This is a genomic window from Paracoccus sp. NIOT.M2S5SZ12, assembly GCF_057748165.1.
The window spans coordinates 248490-268095 of the sequence record NZ_JBYLFR010000002.1; the positions used below are offsets into that span (position 1 = coordinate 248490).

The window sequence follows — 19606 nt, forward strand, 5'->3', positions numbered from 1 at the left end:
AGCCCCCCGGACCCCCCGATGTCGCGCGGGACCGTGTGGGGCGCACAGCCTGATCGCAGGGGGTCCGGGGGGTGCGAAGCCCCCCGGCCATCGCGGGACGCAATGGCGACGCGGGGGCTTGTCACCACGGCGCGCATGAGGCTATGGCCGGGATCATGAGCGATACATCCGAATCCGGCTTCGACCCGAACCCGCCCCGCCGCAACTTCTATGGCCGCCGTCACGGAAAGACGCTGCGCCAGAGCCAGAAGGGCTATCTCTCCGAGGATCTGGGCGAGCTGCGTCCGCGCGGGATCACGCTTCAGGACAATCCCGACCGGACGCCCATCGACCCGCAGGCGATCTTCGGCAATGACCGCCCGATCTGGCTGGAAGTCGGTTTCGGCGGGGGCGAGCACATGGTCCACATGGCCGCCACCTATCCCGACATCAACATCATCGGCTGCGAGCCCTTCATCAACGGCGTCGCCATGCTTCTGGGCAAGATCCGGGCCGCGGGCGTCACCAATGTCAGCGTGCATCCGGGCGATGCGCGCGACCTGATGGACGTGCTGCCCGATGCCAGCATCGCGCGCGCCTTCCTGATGTATCCCGACCCCTGGCCCAAGGCGCGCCATCACCGCCGCCGCTTCGTCACGCCCGAGCATCTGCTGCCCCTGGCGCGGGTGATGCAGCCGGGCGGCATCTTCCGCGTGGCCAGCGACATCCCCGACTATATCCGCCAGAGCCGCGAGGAGGTCCCGCCCGCGGGGTTTGCGGTGGTGGACGACACGGACCGGGCCTGGGACGACTGGATCAGCACCCGCTATGAGCAGAAGGCCCTGCGCGAGGGGCGCCCGCCGCATTACGTGACCTTCCGCCGGCTGTGATCTTGCGCGGCGTCGCGGCCCGTGGTGACATTGCGCGACGGCGATGGAGGCATCATGAGCGATATGACCGGCCTTGAGGGCGCGCGCTGGCTGAACCCTCCGGAGGCTTGGACGCAGGATGGCGCGGGTCTGGCCTTCGCGACCGGGTTGCGGACCGATTTCTGGCGCGACACGCTCTACGGGTTCCGGCGGGACAGCGGCCATGCGCTGCTGCGGCGCGTGGTGGGGGATTTCACCGCCTATTTGTCCTTTGATGCCGAGTACCAGGCGCTGTACGATCAGGCGGGCATCCTGCTGCGGCGGGATGCGGCCACTTGGATCAAGGCGGGGATCGAGCAGTCGGACGGGGTGGCGAACCTGTCGGTGGTGGTGACGCGGCGCCTGTCGGACTGGTCCACCATGCCGCTGCCGGGCAGGGCGGGGCCGCAGCGGCTGCGCGTGACGCGGATCGGCGCGGCGGTGGTTCTGCAGGCCCGGGATGCGCGGAACCGCTGGCAGCTGCTGCGGGTCTGTCCCTGTCCCGCAGGTCCGATCGGGGTGGGGCCGATGGCCTGTTCCCCCGAACGCGGCGGTCTGTCCGTTCGGGTCACGGAGTTCCGCCTGACCCCGCCGGTGGACGGGGCCCTGCATGACGAAAGCCCCGCCGATTGAGGCGCGTCACTCCACGGTGACGGATTTTGCCAGATTTCTGGGCTGATCGACGTCTGTGCCCTTCGCGACGGCCGTGTGGTAGGCGAGGTACTGCATGGGGATGGCGTAGAGGATGGGCTGGAACACGCCCCCGCCGGAGGGCAGCGCGAGGCTGGCGGTGATGCCCTCGCCTGCCGCGGCGATGCCCGCCGCATCCGAGATCAGCAGCACCTGGCCGTGGCGCGCCATCACCTCCTGCATGTTCGAGATCGTCTTGTCGAACAGCGCGTCATGCGGCGCCAGCACCACCACCGGCACGTCGCCGTCGATCAGCGCGATGGGGCCGTGCTTCAGCTCTCCCGAGGCATAGCCCTCGGCGTGGATGTAGCTGAGTTCCTTGAGCTTCAGCGCCCCCTCCAGCGCGACGGGGTAGAGTGCGCCGCGGCCCAGATACAGCACGTCGCGGGCCTGGGCCAGCCAGTCGGCCTGCTCGCGGCAGGCATCCGACAGCGCCAGCGCCTGAGACAGCAGCGCCGGGATCGCGCGCAGGTCGCGCAGATGCGCGGCCAGCCCCGCCGCGTCGATCCGGCCCCGGTCCTGCGCCGCCTTCAGCGCCAGCACCGCCAGCACCGCCAGCTGACAGGTGAAGGCCTTGGAGGAGGCCACGCTGACCTCGATCCCGGCCAGCGTCGGCAGGGCCATGTCCGCGTCGCGCGCGATGGCCGAGGTACCCACGTTCACCAGCCCCACGGTCCGCGCCACGCGGCCCCGCGCGTAATGCAGCGCGGCCAGCGTGTCGGCGGTCTCTCCGGACTGGCTGACGGCCACGAACAGGCTGCGATCCGACAAGGGCGGCTCGCGATAGCGGAACTCGGAGGCCACGTCGATGTCGCAGGGCAGGCCCGCCAGCTGCTCGAACCAGTACTTCGCGACATGGCCCGCCAGATGCGCGGTGCCGCAGCCGACCAGAACGATCCGGTCCAGGTCCGCGAAGTCCAGCCCGTCGGGCAGCACGATCCGGTCGTCCTTGAGGTAGCGCGACAGCACGTCGCCGATGACGGCGGGCTGCTCGGCGATCTCCTTGGCCATGAAATGGCGGTGGCCGGCGCGGTCGATCACGGTCGCGCCCACGTCGATGCGGGCGGTCGCGCGGCTGGCCTGCCGCCCGTCCGCGTCCCAGATTTGCACGCCCGCGCGGGTCAGCACGGCGTGATCGCCATCCTCCAGATAGGTGATGCGGTCGGTGAAGGGCGCCAGCGCCACCGCGTCCGAGCCGATGAACATCTCTCCGTCGCCATGGCCGATGGCCAGCGGGCTGCCCTTGCGGGCGGCGATCAGCAGGTCGGGCTGGTCCTGGAACAGGAAGGCCAGCGCGAAGGCGCCCTCCAGCCGGGCCAGGGTCGCGCGCGCGGCCTCCAGCGGCGTCAGACCTTGGGCCAGGTGATGGGCGGTGAACAGCGCGACGGTCTCGGTGTCGGTCTGCGATTCGGGCGTGATGCCCAAGCCTGCCAGCTCGGCGCGCAGCTCGCGGAAGTTCTCGATGATGCCGTTATGGACGACCGCGACGGGCCCCGAGCGGTGCGGATGGGCATTGACCTCGGTCGCGGCGCCATGCGTGGCCCACCGGGTGTGCCCGATGCCCGCATGGCCGGTCAGCGGCTGATGGACCAAGAGGTCCGACAGGTTGACCAGCTTGCCCACCGCCCGCCGCCGCTTCAGCCGCCCCGATCCGTCCACCGTCGCCACCCCCGCGCTGTCATAGCCCCGGTATTCCAGCCGCCGCAGCGCATCCACAAGCTGAGGAGAGACCTCGTGACGACCCAAAATCCCGATGATGCCGCACATCAGCGTGCCTTCTTCTTCAGGCGCAGCGCCGCCATCAGGCGGACGGCCAGGCCGGGTTTGGTGACCTGACGGGCCCGACCGATGGCCAGGGCGCCGTCGGGCACGTTCTCGGTGATGGTGCTGCCCGACCCGGTCATCGCGTCGTCGCCCACCGTGACCGGGGCCACCAGCATGGTGTCGCTGCCGATGAAGGCGCGCGCGCCGATGACGGTGCGATGCTTCATCACGCCGTCATAGTTGCAGGTGATGGTGCCCGCGCCGATATTCGTGTGCTCGCCCACATGGGCGTCGCCCAGATAGGTCAGGTGGCCGACCTTCACACCCTCGTCCAGGACGGCGTTCTTGATCTCGACGAAGTTGCCGACATGCACGTCGCCGCCCAGCTCGGCGCCGGGGCGCAGGCGCGCGAAGGGGCCGACGGTCGCGCCGGCGCTGACATGGCAGCCCTCCAAGTGGCAGAAGGGCAGGATCTCGGCGCCCGACTCCACCGTGACGCCGGGACCGAAGACCACGTTCGGCCCGATCACCGCATCGCGGCCGATCACCGTGTCCAGCGCCAGGAAGGCGCTGCCCGGATCGGTCAGGGTCACCCCGTCCGCCATCAGCGCGGCGCGGGCGCGGGCCTGGAAGGCGGCCTCGGCCGCGGCCAGTTCGGTGCGGGTGTTGATGCCGAGCGTCTCGGCCTCGTCGCAGAGGACCACGTCGGCGCGGCGCCCCTCGGCGCGGGCCAGGGCCACCAGGTCGGTCAGGTAGTACTCGCCCGAGGCATTGTCGTTGCCCAGATCCACGATCAGGCGACGCAGCAGGTCGGCCTGCAGGGCCATGACTCCCGAATTGCACAGCGCGATCTGGCGCGTGGCGGCGTCGGCATCCTTGAACTCGACGATGCGCTCCAGCCCGCGATCGGTGACGACCAGCCGGCCATAGCGGCCCGGCTCCTCGGCCTCGAAGCCCAGCACGACCAGATCGGCGGGATGCGCGACCAGCGCCTCCAGCGTGTCCTGACCGATGAAGGGCGTGTCGCCGTAGAGCACGATCACCCGCCCCTCGAAGCCCTCCAGGCTGGGCATGGCCTGACGGACCGCGTGGCCCGTGCCCAGCTGCTCGGCCTGCAGGACGGTCGCGGCCTCCGGGTCCAGCCGGGCGACGGCGCGGCTGACGGCATCGGCGCCGTGGCCGGTGACGACGACGATCTGTTCGGGCTCCAACGCGCGCGCGGCGCGCAGCGCGTGCCCGACCAGCGGCACCCCGCCAAGCCGGTGCAGAACCTTGGGCAGGTCCGACTGCATCCGGCTGCCCTGTCCCGCCGCCAGCACCACGACCGCCACGCCCGTTTCCGCCATCGCCATCCCCATCGCCTGTTTGCTTTTTCTCTGCGGCGTTCTAATCGGGGTGGGACGTGCTGGAAAGGCCCCGCGCGGTCACCTTTGTTTTCCGAACATTTCCGTGGGGGATGGCACATGGCTGGGACGGTGGTCTTCGATCTGGACGGCACGCTGGCGGACACGTCGGGCGATCTGGTGGCAGCGGCCAATGCCTGCTTCCGCGCGCGGGGCCTGGGCGACCTGCTGCACCCGCAGGACGACGCGCTGATCGCGTTCCATGGCGGGCGGGCGATGCTGCGCGCGGGCTATGCGCGGATGCCCGCGGACCGGCTGCTGCCGCCGGGCGCGGAGGATGAGGATTTCGACCGCCTTCTGGACCATTACGGCGCGGCCATCGCGGTGCATACGCGGCTCTATCCCGGCGTCGAGGCGGCGCTGGACCGCCTGGCCGGGGCCGGGCACCGCCTGGCGGTCTGCACCAACAAGCCCGAGGCCCTGGCCGAGACGCTGCTGCGCGAGCTGGGCATCCGCGACCGCTTTGCCGCGATGATCGGGGCGGACACGCTGCCGGTGCGCAAGCCCGATCCGCGGCCCTATCAGGCGGCCGTCGAAGGCGCGGGCGGCACGGTCGCGCGGTCCTTTCTGGTGGGCGATACCGAGACCGACCGCAAGACGGCCGCCGCCGCCGGGGTGCGCGTGGCGCTGGTGGCCTTCGGCCCCGAGGGCCGGGCGATCGGGCGGCTGGCGCCCGACCGGCTGATGGAGCATTTCGACGATCTGCCCGCCCTGGCGGACGACTGGCTGGGCGCCTAGAGCGCCTGGTCCTTTTCGGCCTTGTCGGCGGGGTTGGCGTTCAGCATGCCGTAGTTCTGCTCGCCGATCGTGCCATAGAGGTCCAGTTGCGTCTCCAGGAAGTCGATATGGCCTTCCTCGTCCTGGATCAGATGCTCGAACAGGTTCTTGCTGACATAGTCGCCGACCTTGTCGCAATAGTCGCGCGCCTCGATGTAGAGGGTTCGGGCATCGTGCTCGGCCGCCAGATCGCTTTCCAGCGTCTCCTTCAGCGTCTGGCCGATTCGCAGCGGGTCCAGCCTCTGCAGGTTCGGATGGCCCTCCAGGAAGATGATCCGCTCGATCAGGCGGTCGGCGTGGTGCATCTCCTCGATGGATTCCTCGCGCGACTTGGCGGCGATCTTGCCGAAGCCCCAATCCTCCTGCAGGCGGTAATGCAGCCAGTACTGGCTGACCGCCGTCAGCTCAGACCGCAGCGCGGCGTTGAGATACTCGATGACCTTCGCGTCGCCCTTCATGGGATGGCTCCTTCCAGCTGGTTGTTCCGGACCGCAAAATCGGCGGTGCGACGCCCAGCTTATCGCAGGCGCGCATCGTGTCCAGAAACAGCGGCATGCAGCCTCCGCAATCGGCGCGCTTTCCCAAAGCGTGATAGATCTTGCCGGGCGTGATGATCGTCTCGGGATCGGCCGCGCGCATCCAGTCGATGGCGGCACGGATGTCGTGATCCGAGATCTGAGTGCAGTGGCAGACGATCATGGCGGGCTCCTGTCGGGCACAGACTTAGCAAAACTGTCAGGCATGTAAAGCCCGACTGTTTCACTTGGGCGTCAGCATGCTTGACGCGGCGCCGGACGCGCCGCAAAACGCCGCCATGAAGCTGTCCGATTTCGATTTCGACCTGCCCGAAGGGCTGATCGCCACGCGCCCGGCGCGTCCGCGCAGCGCCGCGAGGCTGCTCTTGGCCGAAGGCGGCACCATCGCGGACCGCCATGTGGGCGATCTGCCGCAGATCCTGCGGCCGGGCGACGTGCTGGTGCTGAACGACACCAAGGTCATTCCCGCCCGCCTGACCGGCACGCGCACCCGCCAGACCCCCCAGGGACCGGCCACCGCGCGGGTCGAGATCACGCTCCTGGAGCCCGCCGCCGAGGGCTGGCAGGCGCTGGCCAAGCCCCTGCGCAAGCTGCGCGTGGGCGAGGTGATCCGTTTCGGCGACAGTCTGTCTGCCAAGGTGGCCGAGATGTCCGAGACCGGCCTGCGCCTGGTCTTCGACGCGACCGGAGAGGCCTTCGACGCGGCGCTGAACCGGGTCGGCGCCATGCCGCTGCCGCCCTACATCGCGGCGCTGCGCGCGCCGGACGAGCAGGACCGCGACGATTACCAGACGGTCTGGGCCGCGCGTCAGGGCGCGGTGGCGGCCCCCACGGCCAGCCTGCATTTCGACGCGCCCCTGCTGGAGGCGCTGGCCGCGCGCGGGGTCGAGTTCGTGCATGTCACCCTGCATGTCGGCGCGGGCACATTCCTGCCGGTCAAGGTCGAGGACGTGACCACCCACCGCATGCATGCCGAATGGGGCGAGGTCTCGGCCGAGGCGGCCGATGCGATCAACCGCGCCAAGGCCGAGGGCCGCCGGGTGATCCCGGTGGGCACGACCGCGCTGCGCCTGATCGAATCGGCCGCCCCCGAGCCGGGACGCATCGCGCCCTTCCGCGGCACGACCGACATCTTCATCTATCCGGGCCATCATTTCCGCGTGACCGACGGGCTGATGACCAACTTCCACCTGCCGAAATCGACGCTGCTGATGCTGGTCTCGGCGCTGATGGGGGCGGAAAAGATCCGGCAGATCTATGGACATGCGGTCCGCGACGGCTATCGTTTCTTCAGCTATGGCGACGCGTCGCTGCTGATCCCCTGAGGTCGGATTCCGGCTGGCATCGGGGGGGCTTCGGGCATAGGTCGGGCGTTCTGTCCCCACGCCCCTGAAAGAAGACGAGAGCCGCGATGATTTCGGTGTTGCGCACCACATGGCCCCTGCTGCTGGGCATCCTGCTGCTGATGGTCGGCAACGGCATGCAGGGGACGCTGCTGGGCATCCGTGGCGGCATCGAGGGCATCCCGACCTTCCAGATGTCCGTGGTCATGGCAAGCTATTACGGCGGGTTCCTGCTGGGCAGCCTGACGGTGCCGGACCTCATCAAGAACGTGGGCCATGTGCGGGTCTTCGCGGCCCTGGGATCGATGATCTCGGCGGTGCTGATCCTCTTCGCGGTCGAGCCGCACTGGATCAGCTGGACCGTGCTGCGCTTTCTGATCGGGTTCTGCTTCTGCGGGGTCTATGTCACCGCCGAAAGCTGGCTGAACGCCGGCTCCACCAACGAGAATCGCGGCCAGGCGCTGTCGATGTACATGATCGTGCAGCTTCTGGGCATCGTGGTGGCGCAGGCGCTGCTGAACGTGGGCGATCCGGCGGGCTACATGCTGTTCATCATCCCCTCGGTGCTGGTGTCGCTGGCCTTCACGCCGATCCTGCTCTCGGCGCAGCCCGCGCCGCAGTTCCAGACGATCCAGCGCATGTCCTTCGCCAAGCTCTATCGCGCCTCGCCCCTGGGCTGCGTGGGCATCTTCCTGATCGGGGGGGTGTTCTCGGTCCTGTCGGGCATGTCGTCGGTCTGGGGGGCGCAGATCGGGCTGTCGGTGGCGCAGATCAGCCTGTTCGTGGCCGCGATCTATGCGGGCGGGCTGGTGCTGCAATACCCGATCGGCTGGATCTCGGACCGCTATGACCGGCGCAAGCTGGTGCTGGGCATGTCGGCCATCGGCGGCCTCTGCGGGCTGGTGGTGGTCGCGGCGCAGCCGGGGACCCTCGGTCTGGTCGTGGCGGGGGCGATCATGGGCGGGGTCGCGAACCCGGTCTATGCGCTGCTCCTGGCCTACACGAACGACTATCTGGACCAGTCCGACATGGCCTCGGCCTCGGCGGGGCTGCTGTTCATTTACGGCATCGGCAGCATGGGCGGGCCGATCATCACCGGCTGGATGATGGGCGTAATCGGGCCGGACGGCTACTGGATCTACATGGGCGTGCTGCTGGCGCTGTTGACCGGCTATGCGGGCTGGCGCACCACGCAGCGCCGCGCGCTGACGCCCGACGAGCAGGGCAGCTTTGCCGTCATCACCCCGAACGCGACGCCCCTGGCCGTGGACGCGGTGCTGGAGGAGGCGCAGTCCGACGACCCGCAGCCCCAGCCCGCGGCCTGACCGCCCGCTTGCCGCCTTGGGGCAAATGGTTTAACGCTGAACTATAATTCATCAGCGGGGGACCGGATGGCCCAGAATTTCGACGTGGTGGTGATCGGTGCGGGACCTGGCGGCTATGTCGCCGCGATCCGGGCGGCGCAGCTGGGCCTCAAGGTGGCCTGCATCGAGCGCGAGCATCTGGGCGGCATCTGCCTGAACTGGGGCTGCATCCCGACCAAGGCCATGCTGCGCTCGGCCGAGGTCTATCACCTGATGCACCGCGCCAAGGATTTCGGGCTGAAAGCGGACGGCATCGGCTATGACCTGGACGCGGTGGTGAAACGCTCGCGCGGGGTGGCCAAGCAGCTGTCGGGCGGCATCGGCCATCTGTTCAAGAAGAACAAGGTCACCGTCATCATGGGCGAGGCGAAGCTGGCCGGGAAAGGCCGCGTCACGGTCAAGACCGACAAGGGCTCCGAGGAGGTCACCGCCAAGTCGATCATCCTGGCCACCGGCGCGCGGGCGCGCGAGCTGCCGGGGCTGGAGCCGGACGGCAAGCTGGTCTGGAACTACAAGCACGCGCTGGTGCCGCCGCACATGCCCAAGCGTCTGCTGGTCATCGGGTCGGGCGCCATCGGCATCGAATTCGCCAGCTTCTTCAACACGCTTGGCGCCAAGACCACCGTGGTCGAGGTCATGGACCGCGTCCTGCCGGTCGAGGATGCCGAGATCAGCGCCTTCGCCAAGAAGCAGTTCGTCAAGCAGGGCATGACGATCATGGAAAAGGCCGCAGTCAAGAAACTCGACCGCAAGGGCGACACCGTCACCGCCCATATCGAGGTCGGCGGCAAGGTCGAGACGCAGGAGTTCGACACGGTGATCTCGGCCGTGGGCATCGTCGGCAATACCGAGGGGCTGGGCCTGGAGGAGGCGGGGATCAAGATCGACCGCACCCATGTCATCACCGACGAATATTGCCGCACCGGGGTCGAGGGCGTCTATGCCATCGGCGATCTGGCGGGCGCGCCCTGGCTCGCGCACAAGGCCAGCCATGAGGGCGTGATGGTGGCCGAGCTGATCGCCGGCAAGCATCCCCATCCCATCAAGCCGGGCAGCATCGCGGGCTGCACCTATTGCCACCCGCAGGTGGCGTCGGTGGGCCTGACCGAGGCCAAGGCCAAGGAGCAGGGGCTGGACATCAAGGTCGGCCGCTTTCCCTTCGTCGGCAACGGCAAGGCGATTGCCCTGGGCGAGCCCGAGGGCATGATCAAGACCGTCTTCGACGCCAAGACCGGCGAGTTGCTCGGCGCGCACATGGTCGGCGCCGAGGTGACCGAGCTGATCCAGGGCTATGTCATCGGCCGCCAGTTGGAGACGACGGAAGCCGATCTGATGGAGACGGTCTTCCCACATCCGACCCTGTCGGAGATGATGCACGAGGCGGTCCTGGACGCCTATGGGCGCGCCATCCACTTCTGATCGGGGCCGGGGGCCGGACCGACGGGGGGCATCGCGCCCCCCGTTCGCATGTCCGGGGGTCAGTTCGCCGGGGTCAGGCGGGTGACGCCGGTCGCCGCCGCGCGCGCGAGGCCGGGGTCCAGCGACATGCCGACATACTCGCCCCGCCGCCACAGCCCCGCCAGATCGTCGTAATGCCGCGACAGCGGGTGGCCAGACTGCCCGGTCGAGATGATGAAGACCGAGCTGTCCGGATCGGCCAGGTCGATCACGCTGCGGAAGCCCGCGCCGGTCACGGCCTGGAACGGCTCGTCCGTGCTGCCCAGCAGGCCGCTGCGCGCGACGGTGAAGTCCCCGCCCGAGATCGACTGCGTGATGTTCATGATCCAGCCCAGGGCGGGCAGGCCGCCCAGGCCGGGATGGCGGTGTTCGGCCTCATGCGCGTCGCCCCACCGCCAGCTGGTCACGTCGGGGCCAAAGCGCGCGGTCAGGTCCAGGATCGCGCGGTCCAGCGCCTGCCGGGCGATGGTGGCGCAATCCTCGGTCGCGGCGCTCTGGACGATGTCGCACCAGGCGGCGGCGCCGTCGCGGTTGCGGAACACCGCGTCGATGAACAGCGGGCGCAGCTGGCGAATGTCGTCGGCCAGCGGGCCCAACTCGTCCCGGATCAGCCGGTCCTGCAGCGCGGCCATCCAGGCGGCATAGATCAGCGGCTCGGGCAGATGCTCGTTCATGGCGCCGTCCCATTCGGCCAGAAGCGTTAGCGCATCTTGACGCTGACGCTCCGGCGTGCCGGGTGCGGCCGGATCGCCGGTGAACCACAGATCGGCCCCCACCAGCGGCAGCAGCGCACGCGCGGCCGGGCTGACCACGTCCAGCTGTGCGGCGACGAAGCTGTCGCGCGAATGGACCTCGCGGTCGCCCAAGAGCCGCGCGAGGCGGCTGCGGCGCAGCCCGTCGGCCCCCTGTTCGTCGGTCGAGAAGGACAGCCCGTCCTCGGGCGGCTGCCCGCCATCGGCCAGGGCGGTCGCGCCCTGCCAGGCGGTCGTCTCCAGCCAGCCCGGCGCGGGCAGGGCGCCGCCGGTCGGATGGTCGGGCCGGCGCTGCGGCGCGGCCCCTGCGGCCATATGCGTGACGCGCCCGCCTTCGGCCAGCGTGACGTCCAGGGCAGGCGCCACTACGCCGCGCAGGGCACGCCCCGCCTGCGCTGGATCGCGCGCGCGCATCAGCCCCATCAGCGCCGACATGGTGCCGTCCTGCCGCGACAGGCCCGTCCAGCGCAGCGCCGGGACATGGCCGATGGGCGTCACGTCCTGAAGGCCGGGGTCCAGGCCCGGCACGACAGGTCCGTTCAGCGTCTCGCGCAGGGTGATGGTGCGGGCAGGGGCGTCCAGCACGCGGATCACCTCGGTCCGGGTCTGGAAGGCGGTCCAGCCCTGGGGTCCGCGATAGCGGTCGGGATTGCCGGGCTGGACCTCCTCGATCGCGATGTCGGCCACGTCCAGATCCAGCGGCGTCACCGCCCAGGACAGCGACTGGTTGCGCCCCGACAGGACCAGCGGCATGCCCGGCACGGTCGCGCCGATGACGCCCCCGCTGGCCAGCTCCAGCCGGGCCAGATAGAACAGCGACGGCACCGTCAGCCCCACATGCAGGTCGTTGGCCAACAGCGCCGCGCCCGCCGCCGTGCGGTCCGGTTCGGCGCCGAAGGCATTGCCGCCGATGGCCTGGCCCGGCGCCAGGAACAGCCCCGCATCGGCCGGCGGCGCACCGTCAAGCCGGCGTTCGGGCGTCCCGAGGCGCGCGCCGGGAAAGAGGTCCGGATAGGCCGGCAGCGTGGCGGGCACCCCCGCATGCCGGGCGACCTGCATCCCCGCCGGGGGCCAGGCCAACGCCAACCGCGCGCGCAGGATCTCATCGGTGGCGGAATCGGTGCTGGCGGCGGCCAGCAGCTTCAGGATGGCCAGCGAATCGGCGGGCTGCCAGAATGTGATGACATCGGGGAACAGGAAGAATTCCGGCGCCCCGCGTCCCATCGCGCCGTCATTGACGATCTCGATCCACTGGTTCACGCCGTCGGCATAGGCCTGAAGAGCATCGCGCGTGGCGGCGTCCTGCACCTCCAGCGAGGCCTGGGCCGCGCGTTGAAGGCCCAGCCTGCGCGCCAGCGCGTCCGAGGGCAGGGCGGCCGGACCCTGCACCTCGGCCAGACGGCCCTGGGCCGCACGGCGCAGCATGGTCATCTGGAATAGCCGGTCCTGCGCATGCGCGAGGCCCAGGGCGAAGAACACGTCATGGTCCGACTGCCCGAAGATATGGGGCACGTTCTCGGTCGAGCGGACGATCTCGACCGGGGCGTCGATGCCGCTGACCACATGGCTTGCGGCATAGTCGGGCAGCGAGCGCACGGCGAAGTACCAGACCAGCACCACCGACAGCACCGCCAGCACGATCAGCCCGATGGTCAGCCGCAAGAGCCAGCGAAACAAGGTCAGCATGGTCGGGCAGGTCCTTGGCCGGGGGCGCGGCACGGGTTGACCCGGCTGCGCATGGATGGTGGTGTGCTGCATAGGACAGGCGCGCGGACAGTTCAACGCACCCCCCGCGCGCCCCGCGAACATCCCGAGGAGAGTTGAATGGCGAAGGTGGCGTTTCTGGGTCTGGGCGTGATGGGCTTTCCGATGGCGGGCCATCTGGTCGCGGCCGAGCATGAGGTCACGGTCTTCAACCGCAGCCCGGCCAAGGCCGAGGCTTGGGTCGCGCGACATGGCGGCCGTCACGCCCCCACCCCGCGCGAGGCCGCCCAGGGGGCCGAGATCGTGCTGTGCTGCGTGGGCAATGACGACGACCTGCGGCAGGTGCTGACCGGGCCGGACGGCGCCTTCGCAGGCATGGCGGCGGGGTCGGTGCTGGTCGATCACACGACCGTTTCGGCCCAAGTCACGCGCGAGCTGGCCGCGGTGGCGCAGGAGGCGTCCCTGGGCTTCGTGGACGCGCCCGTGTCCGGCGGGCAGGCGGGTGCCGAGGGCGGCAAGCTGTCGATCATGTGCGGCGGCAGCCCGGCCGATTACGACCGCGCCGAGCCCGTCATGGCCGCCTATGCCAAGATCTGCCGCCGGATGGGAGAGACCGGCGCGGGACAGATGACCAAGATGTGCAACCAGATCGCCATCGCGGGGTTGGTTCAGGCATTGTCCGAATCGCTGGCCTTCGCGCGCAAGGCGGGGCTGGACGTATCGGATGTCGTCGAGGTCATCAGCCAAGGTGCCGCAGGCAGCTGGCAGATGGTGAATCGCCACGAGACGATGGATCGCGACGCCTTCGACTACGGCTTCGCGGTCGACTGGATGCGCAAGGATCTGGCGATCTGCCTGCGCGCGGCGGACGAGCTGGGCGCGGCGCTGCCGGTCACGGCCCTTGTGGACCAGTTCTACAAGGACGTGCAGGCGATGGGGGGCGGCCGGTGGGACACGTCCTCGCTGATCGCGCGGCTGCCCCGTTGAGGCAGACAAGGCGGCCCGCGCTGCGGCAGGTCGCGTAACCGGCGGGGGGCATCGCGCGTCCCGCCAAGACAGGACAAGGACATGCCATGTCGTATCGCACTCTGGCCGGTCAGATCGAATTCGAGATCACCGGTGTCAATGACCAAGAGGCGACCGGCGAGATGGTCGTCGCCTCAGGCATCCTCAATCCTTTCGGCACGATCCATGCCGGCGCACTGATCTGGTTCGCCGATGTCATCGCCACCAATCTGGTCCTGGGCGGAGAGCAGCCGCAGGAGGGCATGGACAGCTTTCCCGTCGCGGTGACGCTGAATGCGCAGCTGCTGACCAACCGGCGCGACGGGGTGCTGACCGCGACCTCGTGCTGGGTCCGGCGGGGGCGGCGCATCTCGATCGTGCGGACCGAGGTGACCGATGCGCAGGGCGCGGTGCTTCTGGACCTGACCTCCACCCATGTGACGGCGCGCTGACGCGGCGGAAGGCGCGGGCGCGCTTGAAACCCGCGCCGATCCGGCCATCATGTCCGCCGAGGATGGAGGACACCCGATGGACGGCATGATGATGAACCGCCCGCTGCTGCAGAGCGGGCTTCTGGACTACGCGGCCCAGAACTTTCCGGCGGCCGAGATCGTGTCGCGCCGGGTCGAGGGCGACCTGCACCGCCAGGGCTGGGCCCAGACCCGCGCCCGCGCGGTCCAGCTGTCCCTGGCGCTGGAGGAGATGGGCGTCGGTGCCGGCGACCGCGTGGCGACGCTGGCCTGGAACGGGCACCGCCATCTGGAGATTTATCACGCGGTCCCGGCCATCGGCGCGGTCTGCCACACGATCAACCCGCGCCTGTCGGCCGAACAGATGGTCTTCATCGCCCATCACGCCGCCGACCGGCTGCTGTTCACCGACCTGACCTTCGTCCCGCTGCTGGAGAGGCTGCGCGACCGGCTGCCTGCCATGCGCTATGTCGTGATGACCGACGCGGCGCACATGCCCGACACCGCGCTGGATGCGCTGTGCTATGAGGACCTGCTGGCCGGGCGGGCTGCGGACCGGCCGTGGCCCGAGTTTCCCGAAACCACCGCGTCGGGCCTGTGCTACACCTCCGGGACCACGGGCGATCCCAAGGGGGTGCTCTACTCGCACCGCTCGAACATGCTGCACGCGCTGGCCACGGCGGCGGTGCTGGGTCCCGACCTGGGCGCGCAACCGCGCATCATGCCGGTCGTCCCGCTGTTTCACGTGAATGCCTGGGGCCTGCCCTTCAGCGCGCCGGTGATGGGGGCCAGCCTGATCATGCCCGGCCCGTCGCTGGACGGGGCCAGCCTGTGGGACCTGTGCCAGGCCGAGAGGGTCGAGAGCGCCTGGGGCGTGCCGACGATCTGGCAGGGGCTGATGACCGAAATCCAGGCCCGCGGCGCCAAGCCCGAGGCCCTGCGCCACATCGTCGTCGGCGGCAGCGCGATGCCGCGCAGCCTGACCGAGGCTTTCGAGCGGATGGGCGTGGACGTGAACCATGCCTGGGGCATGACCGAGACCTCGCCCCTGGGCAGCCAGGGATCGCTGACCCCGGACCAGCGCGCGCTGCCCTTTGACGCGCGCATGGATCTGAAGCAGGGGCAGGGCCGTCCGGTCTTCGGCGTCGAGATGAAGATCGTTGACGATGCCGGCCGGCGTCAGCCCCATGACGGGCAGGCCATGGGCGAGTTGTATGTGCGCGGCAACACCGTCGCGGCCGGCTATCACGACAATGCCGCCGCCACCGCCAAGGCCATCGACGCCGAGGGGTGGTTCGGCACCGGCGACATCGCCTCGATCCGGCCCGACGGGCTGCTGACGCTGCGCGACCGCGCCAAGGACCTGATCAAGTCGGGCGGCGAGTGGATCAGCTCCATCGACGTCGAGAACCTGGCCCTGACCCATCCGGAGGTCGCGCAATGCGCGGTGATCGCGCTGCCGCATCCGAAATGGGACGAACGCCCGCTGCTGGTCGTCAGGCCGCGCGGCGCGACGCGGCCCACGCTGGAGGAGGTCTGCACCGTGCTGCGCCCGCATCTGGCCTCGTGGCAGCTGCCCGACGACATCGTCTATGTCGAGGAGATGCCGCTGACCGCCACCGGCAAGATCAGCAAGCTGACCCTGCGCGAGCGGTTCGCGGATTACGTCCTGCCCGACCTGCGCTAGCGCAGCGTCTCCAGGAATGCGCGGCGCGCTTCCGCGATGGGGACGGGGCGGCGCGTGACGCGGTCGATGGTGACGGTGACGAAATGCGCCGTGGCCGAGGGGCTGTCGGCCTCGCCGTCGAACATGCCCATGTCGAAGCGCACCGAACTGCGCCCCAGATGGGTCACCGCGACGCCGATCCGCAGGATCGCGGGCCAGGAGACCTCGGAGAGATAGCGGCAGCCGTTCTCGACCACCACCAGCGGCGGGGCGTCGGGGGCCAGGAATCCCTGCGGCGCCAGGGTCATGGTCATCGCCTCGTCGAACAGCTCCAGATAGGTGGCGTTGTAGACATGGCCGTACTGGTCGTTGTCGCGCCAGCGCGTCGGCAGGGTCTGAAAGACCGGATAGGCGTCGCGGGGGCGCGTCTCAGGCATGGGCCAGCACGAAGAGCCGCAGCGCCGTGGCCAAACCGATGCCGGGCGGGCGGGCATGGTCGATCTGGCCGATCAATGCCGCGCGGGTCAGGCCGCGCGCGGCCGCCTGCGCGCCGAGCGCCTTCCAGAACGCCTCCTCCAGCGAGACCGATGTGCGGTGCCCGTCGATCGACACCGACCGCTTCACCGGCGGCGTCATGGGCGGCAGGTCGATCATGCCTTAGGGTCGTCGTCGCGGCGATGCGCGTCCAGCACGCGTTCGGCGCGGTCGCGTTCGGCCTGTCGCGCTTCGCGCAGGGGCTTGGCCTCGCCATGCAGGGCGGCATTGGCGTCGCCCTGGGCGCGCTTGGCGTCGCGGGCGCGGGATTTGCGCGCCTGGCGCAGGTTGATGATGCGGGTCATGGGTCCGGCACGAGAACGGGGCGCGCCGATCATAGCGCGCCCCGGCAGGGTCGGGTCAAGGGGGCGTCAGCCCTTGGGGCTGATCATGTCCTCGGGGCGCACGACGCGGTCGAAGGTCTCTCCGTCGACGAAGCCGAGCGCGATGGCCTCCTCGCGCAGCGTGGTGCCGTTCCTGTGCGCGGTCTTGGCGACCTTGGTGGCGTTGTCATAGCCGATGGTGGGCGCCAGCGCCGTCACCAGCATCAGCGATTCGCGCATCAGCTGGTCGATGCGCTTCACGTTGGCCTGGGTGCCCACAACCATGTTGTCGGTGAAGCTGGAGGCCGCGTCGCCCAGCAGCTGCATCGACTGCAGCACGTTGTAGGACATCATCGGGTTGTAGACGTTCAGCTCGAAATGGCCCTGGCTTCCGGCGAAACCGACGGCCGCGTCATTGCCCATGACATGCGCACAGACCATGGTCAGCGCCTCGGCCTGGGTCGGGTTCACCTTGCCCGGCATGATCGACGATCCCGGCTCGTTCTCGGGCAGGATCAGCTCGCCCAGACCCGAACGCGGGCCGGAACCCAGCAGACGCATGTCGTTGGCGATCTTGAACAGGCTGCCCGCGACCGTCTTCAGCGCACCCGAGAACATGACCATCGCGTCATGGGCGGCCAGAGCCTCGAACTTGTTGGGCGCGGTGACGAAGGGCAGGTCGGTGATGCGGGCGATCTCGGCGGCAATCGCCGTGTCCCAGCCCACCTTGGTGTTCAGACCGGTGCCGACGGCCGTGCCGCCCTGCGCCAGCTCGTAGATGTCGGGCAGGCAGGCGCGGACGCGCTCGATCCCCTTGCGGACCTGATGGGCATAGCCGCCGAATTCCTGGCCGAGCGTCAGGGGCGTCGCATCCTGGGTATGGGTGCGGCCGATCTTGATGATGTCCTTGAACTCGTCCGACTTGGCCTCCAGCGCCCCGGCCAGCTTCTCCAGACCCGGCAGCAGCACGTCGCGGGCCAGCATGCCGATGGCCACATGCATGGCGGTCGGGAAGGTGTCGTTCGACGACTGGCCCATGTTGCAGTGATCGTTCGGGTGGACGGGCTTCTTCGAGCCCATCTCGCCGCCCATGATCTCGATCGCGCGGTTCGAGATGACCTCGTTGGCGTTCATGTTCGACTGCGTGCCCGAGCCGGTCTGCCAGACGACCAGCGGGAAGTTGTCGTCGAACTTGCCTTGGAACACCTCGGTCGCGGCCTGCTCCATCGCGTCTGCCAGGTCGGCGGGCAGGTCGCCATTGGCGCGGTTCACCCGCGCGGCGGCCAGCTTGATCGCGCCAAGCGCCCGGATGATCGGGACCGGCTGACGCTCCCACCCGATGGGGAAGTTGATGATCGAACGCTGCGTCTGCGCGCCCCAGTATTTCGAGGCGTCAACCTCCAGCGGGCCGAAGCTGTCGGTTTCGGTGCGGGTCTTGGTCATCGGGTCGCTCCCTCACGGTTTCGTGGCGGGTTTAGCGGGTCGGCGCCCCGGGCGCAATTCGCATGCGACGGCATACCGTCGCTAACATCAGCGCTCCATCGCCCGGATCGCCGCGCGCAGGGCCGGCAATTCGCTGTCGGGCAGGGGCAGGACGGGGGGCTGGGGGTCGGTCTCGGTCAGGTCCATCAGACGCGCGGCCGTGTGGATGACGCGCAGGCTGCCGTGGCGGCGGAACAGGTCCCACAGGGGCTGGAACCGCTCCTCGGCCTGGCGGGTGCTGGCGGCGTCGCCCGCGCTTGCGGCGCAGGACAGGGTCAGCGTCGTGTCGGGCCAGAGGCCCGCCGCCACGCTGAACCAGGTGTCGGCCCGCGCCATCAGCGCGCGGCTGCAGACCCAGTCACCGCTGTATCCGATCACGAAGCCCGGCGGCAGGGCGTCGCGCAGGGTCGCGATCTCGGCCTCGAAGGCGTCGGCGGCGGGCAGGGGCATCTTGACCCCCGCCACATGCGGCAGCGCCGCCAGCCGCGCCAGCAGCGCCACGTCCATCGTCACCCGCGTCGTCGTCGGGTTGTTATAGATCACCAGCGGCAGGCCGCCCGCCTCGGCCACGCGGGCGAAATGGATCACGATCTCGTCGGGGGTTAGCGGCTGATACGTCATCGGCGCCAGAAGCAGCCCCTGCGCTCCGGCCTCGCGCGCATGACGCGCAAGCGCCTCGGCGTCACCTGTGCGCAGCGCGCCCACTCCGACGATGACCGGCACCCGGCCCCCGACCGCGTCCAGCGTGATCTCCAGCGCGCGGCGGCGTTCGTCCAGGGGCAGATAGGCATAGTTGCCGGTGCTGCCCAGAAGGCCGATCGAATCGACCTGGGCGCGGACGATGCGCGACAGGATGCGGCGCAGGTCGGCCTCGACGATGCGGCCCTCCGCATCGGCGGGGGTGATCGGAAAGGCGCACAGCCCGCGCAGCGCCTGCATCGTCACTTGCGCCAGCGGTCCAGGCGCACGACCTCTCCGCCGCCCGAGGGGGGCGTGTCGTCGCCGTCATCCTCGGCGTCCAGCTGATACTCGGCGTCGGCCTCCTCGTCCTCGTCCTCCTCGTCCTCGTCCTCCTCGTCGTCGCCCTCCTGCGTCTCGAAGCGCAGGCCGAACTCGACCGAGGGGTCCACGAAGGTGCGCAGCGCGTCGAAGGGGATCTTCAGCGGCTCGGGCTGGTTGCCGAAGTTCAGCGTGATGGTGAAATGGTCGTCCGCGATGGTCAGGTTGTCGAACCAGTGCTGGATGACGATGGTCATCTCCTCGGGATAGCGGTCGCGCAGCCACTGGGCCATCTCGACGCCGTCGTCGCGGGTGTCGAAGGTGATGAAGATATGATGATCGCCCGGCAGCCCCTCGCGGGCCACCTGGCGCAGCACCTCGGCGATCAGCCCCTGCATCGCCCGATGCATCATCCCGCCGTAATCGAGTCCCGAGCGCGCCATGGTCCC

At 69.5% G+C, this 19606-nt stretch carries 20 protein-coding genes; 9 read left to right on the plus strand and 11 right to left on the minus strand.

The annotated features are described in order from the left end of the window. Positions 1 to 155 precede the first annotated feature (155 nt). Both trmB and AC2SGK_RS03030 read left to right on the plus strand, forming a co-directional pair. Entirely contained in the window at positions 156 to 869 is a 714-nt protein-coding gene (gene trmB, locus AC2SGK_RS03025; RefSeq protein ID WP_488322112.1) for a tRNA (guanosine(46)-N7)-methyltransferase TrmB, read from the plus strand. 54 nt (positions 870 to 923) lie between these two features. Then, on the plus strand, positions 924 to 1520 hold the full coding sequence (locus AC2SGK_RS03030) for a DUF1349 domain-containing protein (RefSeq protein WP_488322113.1): 597 nt from the start codon (positions 924 to 926) through the stop codon (positions 1518 to 1520). Positions 1521 to 1526: 6 nt separating this feature from the next. On the opposite strand, the gene glmS is transcribed toward AC2SGK_RS03030, so the two are convergent. Together glmS and glmU are read right to left on the minus strand one after the other, a co-directional pair. Then, positions 1527 to 3344, minus strand: a complete 1818-nt coding sequence (glmS, locus tag AC2SGK_RS03035) for a glutamine--fructose-6-phosphate transaminase (isomerizing) (RefSeq protein WP_488322114.1) — start codon at positions 3342 to 3344, stop codon at positions 1527 to 1529. Next, the gene (glmU, locus tag AC2SGK_RS03040) at positions 3344 to 4687 is read right to left on the minus strand and encodes a bifunctional UDP-N-acetylglucosamine diphosphorylase/glucosamine-1-phosphate N-acetyltransferase GlmU (protein ID WP_488322202.1); all 1344 of its coding nucleotides are present in this window, start codon (positions 4685 to 4687) and stop codon (positions 3344 to 3346) included. Before glmU ends, glmS begins: the two co-directional genes overlap by 1 nt. A gap of 117 nt (positions 4688 to 4804) precedes the next feature. On the opposite strand from glmU, the gene AC2SGK_RS03045 reads away from it, so the two are divergent. After that, complete coding sequence (locus tag AC2SGK_RS03045; protein ID WP_488322115.1) at positions 4805 to 5482, plus strand: HAD-IA family hydrolase; 678 nt, start codon at positions 4805 to 4807, stop codon at positions 5480 to 5482. Here AC2SGK_RS03045 and bfr read toward each other — a convergent pair. Together bfr and AC2SGK_RS03055 are read right to left on the minus strand one after the other, a co-directional pair. Further along, entirely contained in the window at positions 5479 to 5979 is a 501-nt protein-coding gene (gene bfr, locus AC2SGK_RS03050; RefSeq protein ID WP_411837120.1) for a bacterioferritin, read from the minus strand. The genes AC2SGK_RS03045 and bfr overlap by 4 nt on opposite strands. After that, entirely contained in the window at positions 5927 to 6220 is a 294-nt protein-coding gene (locus AC2SGK_RS03055; RefSeq protein ID WP_488322116.1) for a (2Fe-2S)-binding protein, read from the minus strand. The genes bfr and AC2SGK_RS03055 overlap by 53 nt, the downstream gene beginning before the upstream one ends. 115 nt (positions 6221 to 6335) lie before the next feature. Between AC2SGK_RS03055 and queA the strand changes: the two genes are divergently transcribed. The 3 genes from queA to lpdA all read left to right on the plus strand — a co-directional run bounded on the left by queA (position 6336) and on the right by lpdA (position 10183). Then, a complete protein-coding gene (gene queA, locus AC2SGK_RS03060) occupies positions 6336 to 7382 on the plus strand; it encodes a tRNA preQ1(34) S-adenosylmethionine ribosyltransferase-isomerase QueA (protein ID WP_488322203.1) in 1047 nt (348 codons plus the stop codon). 86 nt (positions 7383 to 7468) lie between these two features. Beyond that, the gene (locus tag AC2SGK_RS03065; protein WP_488322117.1) at positions 7469 to 8725 is read left to right on the plus strand and encodes an MFS transporter; all 1257 of its coding nucleotides are present in this window, start codon (positions 7469 to 7471) and stop codon (positions 8723 to 8725) included. Between the two features lie 66 nt (positions 8726 to 8791). Then, entirely contained in the window at positions 8792 to 10183 is a 1392-nt protein-coding gene (lpdA, locus tag AC2SGK_RS03070) for a dihydrolipoyl dehydrogenase (RefSeq protein ID WP_488322118.1), read from the plus strand. A gap of 59 nt (positions 10184 to 10242) precedes the next feature. Here the strand turns inward: lpdA and AC2SGK_RS03075 are convergent, their stop codons facing one another. Continuing rightward, complete coding sequence (locus AC2SGK_RS03075) at positions 10243 to 12660, minus strand: penicillin acylase family protein (protein WP_488322119.1); 2418 nt, start codon at positions 12658 to 12660, stop codon at positions 10243 to 10245. Positions 12661 to 12798: 138 nt separating this feature from the next. On the opposite strand from AC2SGK_RS03075, the gene AC2SGK_RS03080 reads away from it, so the two are divergent. The 3 genes from AC2SGK_RS03080 (at position 12799) to AC2SGK_RS03090 (ending at position 15840) form a co-directional block, all read left to right on the plus strand. Then, positions 12799 to 13665 (plus strand): NAD(P)-dependent oxidoreductase, encoded by an 867-nt coding sequence (locus AC2SGK_RS03080; RefSeq protein ID WP_488322120.1) that lies wholly within the window; start codon positions 12799 to 12801, stop codon positions 13663 to 13665. Positions 13666 to 13751: 86 nt separating this feature from the next. Then, the gene (locus AC2SGK_RS03085; protein ID WP_488322121.1) at positions 13752 to 14135 is read left to right on the plus strand and encodes a PaaI family thioesterase; all 384 of its coding nucleotides are present in this window, start codon (positions 13752 to 13754) and stop codon (positions 14133 to 14135) included. A gap of 76 nt (positions 14136 to 14211) precedes the next feature. Continuing rightward, positions 14212 to 15840 (plus strand): long-chain fatty acid--CoA ligase, encoded by a 1629-nt coding sequence (locus tag AC2SGK_RS03090; RefSeq protein WP_488322122.1) that lies wholly within the window; start codon positions 14212 to 14214, stop codon positions 15838 to 15840. On the opposite strand, the gene AC2SGK_RS03095 is transcribed toward AC2SGK_RS03090, so the two are convergent. The 6 genes from AC2SGK_RS03095 to AC2SGK_RS03120 all read right to left on the minus strand — a co-directional run bounded on the left by AC2SGK_RS03095 (position 15837) and on the right by AC2SGK_RS03120 (position 19600). Beyond that, complete coding sequence (locus AC2SGK_RS03095; protein ID WP_488322123.1) at positions 15837 to 16256, minus strand: acyl-CoA thioesterase; 420 nt, start codon at positions 16254 to 16256, stop codon at positions 15837 to 15839. The two genes, AC2SGK_RS03090 and AC2SGK_RS03095, sit on opposite strands and share 4 nt — an antisense overlap. Continuing rightward, positions 16249 to 16455 carry a ribbon-helix-helix domain-containing protein gene (locus AC2SGK_RS03100; protein WP_488322124.1) on the minus strand — a complete coding sequence of 69 codons (207 nt, stop codon included), beginning with the start codon at positions 16453 to 16455 and terminating at the stop codon, positions 16249 to 16251. The genes AC2SGK_RS03095 and AC2SGK_RS03100 overlap by 8 nt, the downstream gene beginning before the upstream one ends. Before the next feature lie 14 nt (positions 16456 to 16469). Beyond that, the gene (locus AC2SGK_RS03105) at positions 16470 to 16658 is read right to left on the minus strand and encodes a DUF4169 family protein (protein ID WP_488322125.1); all 189 of its coding nucleotides are present in this window, start codon (positions 16656 to 16658) and stop codon (positions 16470 to 16472) included. A 66-nt stretch (positions 16659 to 16724) separates the two neighbouring features. Further along, positions 16725 to 18119 (minus strand): class II fumarate hydratase, encoded by a 1395-nt coding sequence (fumC, locus tag AC2SGK_RS03110; protein ID WP_488322126.1) that lies wholly within the window; start codon positions 18117 to 18119, stop codon positions 16725 to 16727. 87 nt (positions 18120 to 18206) lie between these two features. Beyond that, on the minus strand, positions 18207 to 19097 hold the full coding sequence (locus tag AC2SGK_RS03115) for a dihydrodipicolinate synthase family protein (RefSeq protein ID WP_488322204.1): 891 nt from the start codon (positions 19095 to 19097) through the stop codon (positions 18207 to 18209). Between the two features lie 2 nt (positions 19098 to 19099). Then, the gene (locus tag AC2SGK_RS03120) at positions 19100 to 19600 is read right to left on the minus strand and encodes an SspB family protein (protein WP_488322127.1); all 501 of its coding nucleotides are present in this window, start codon (positions 19598 to 19600) and stop codon (positions 19100 to 19102) included. Positions 19601 to 19606: the final 6 nt, after the last annotated feature.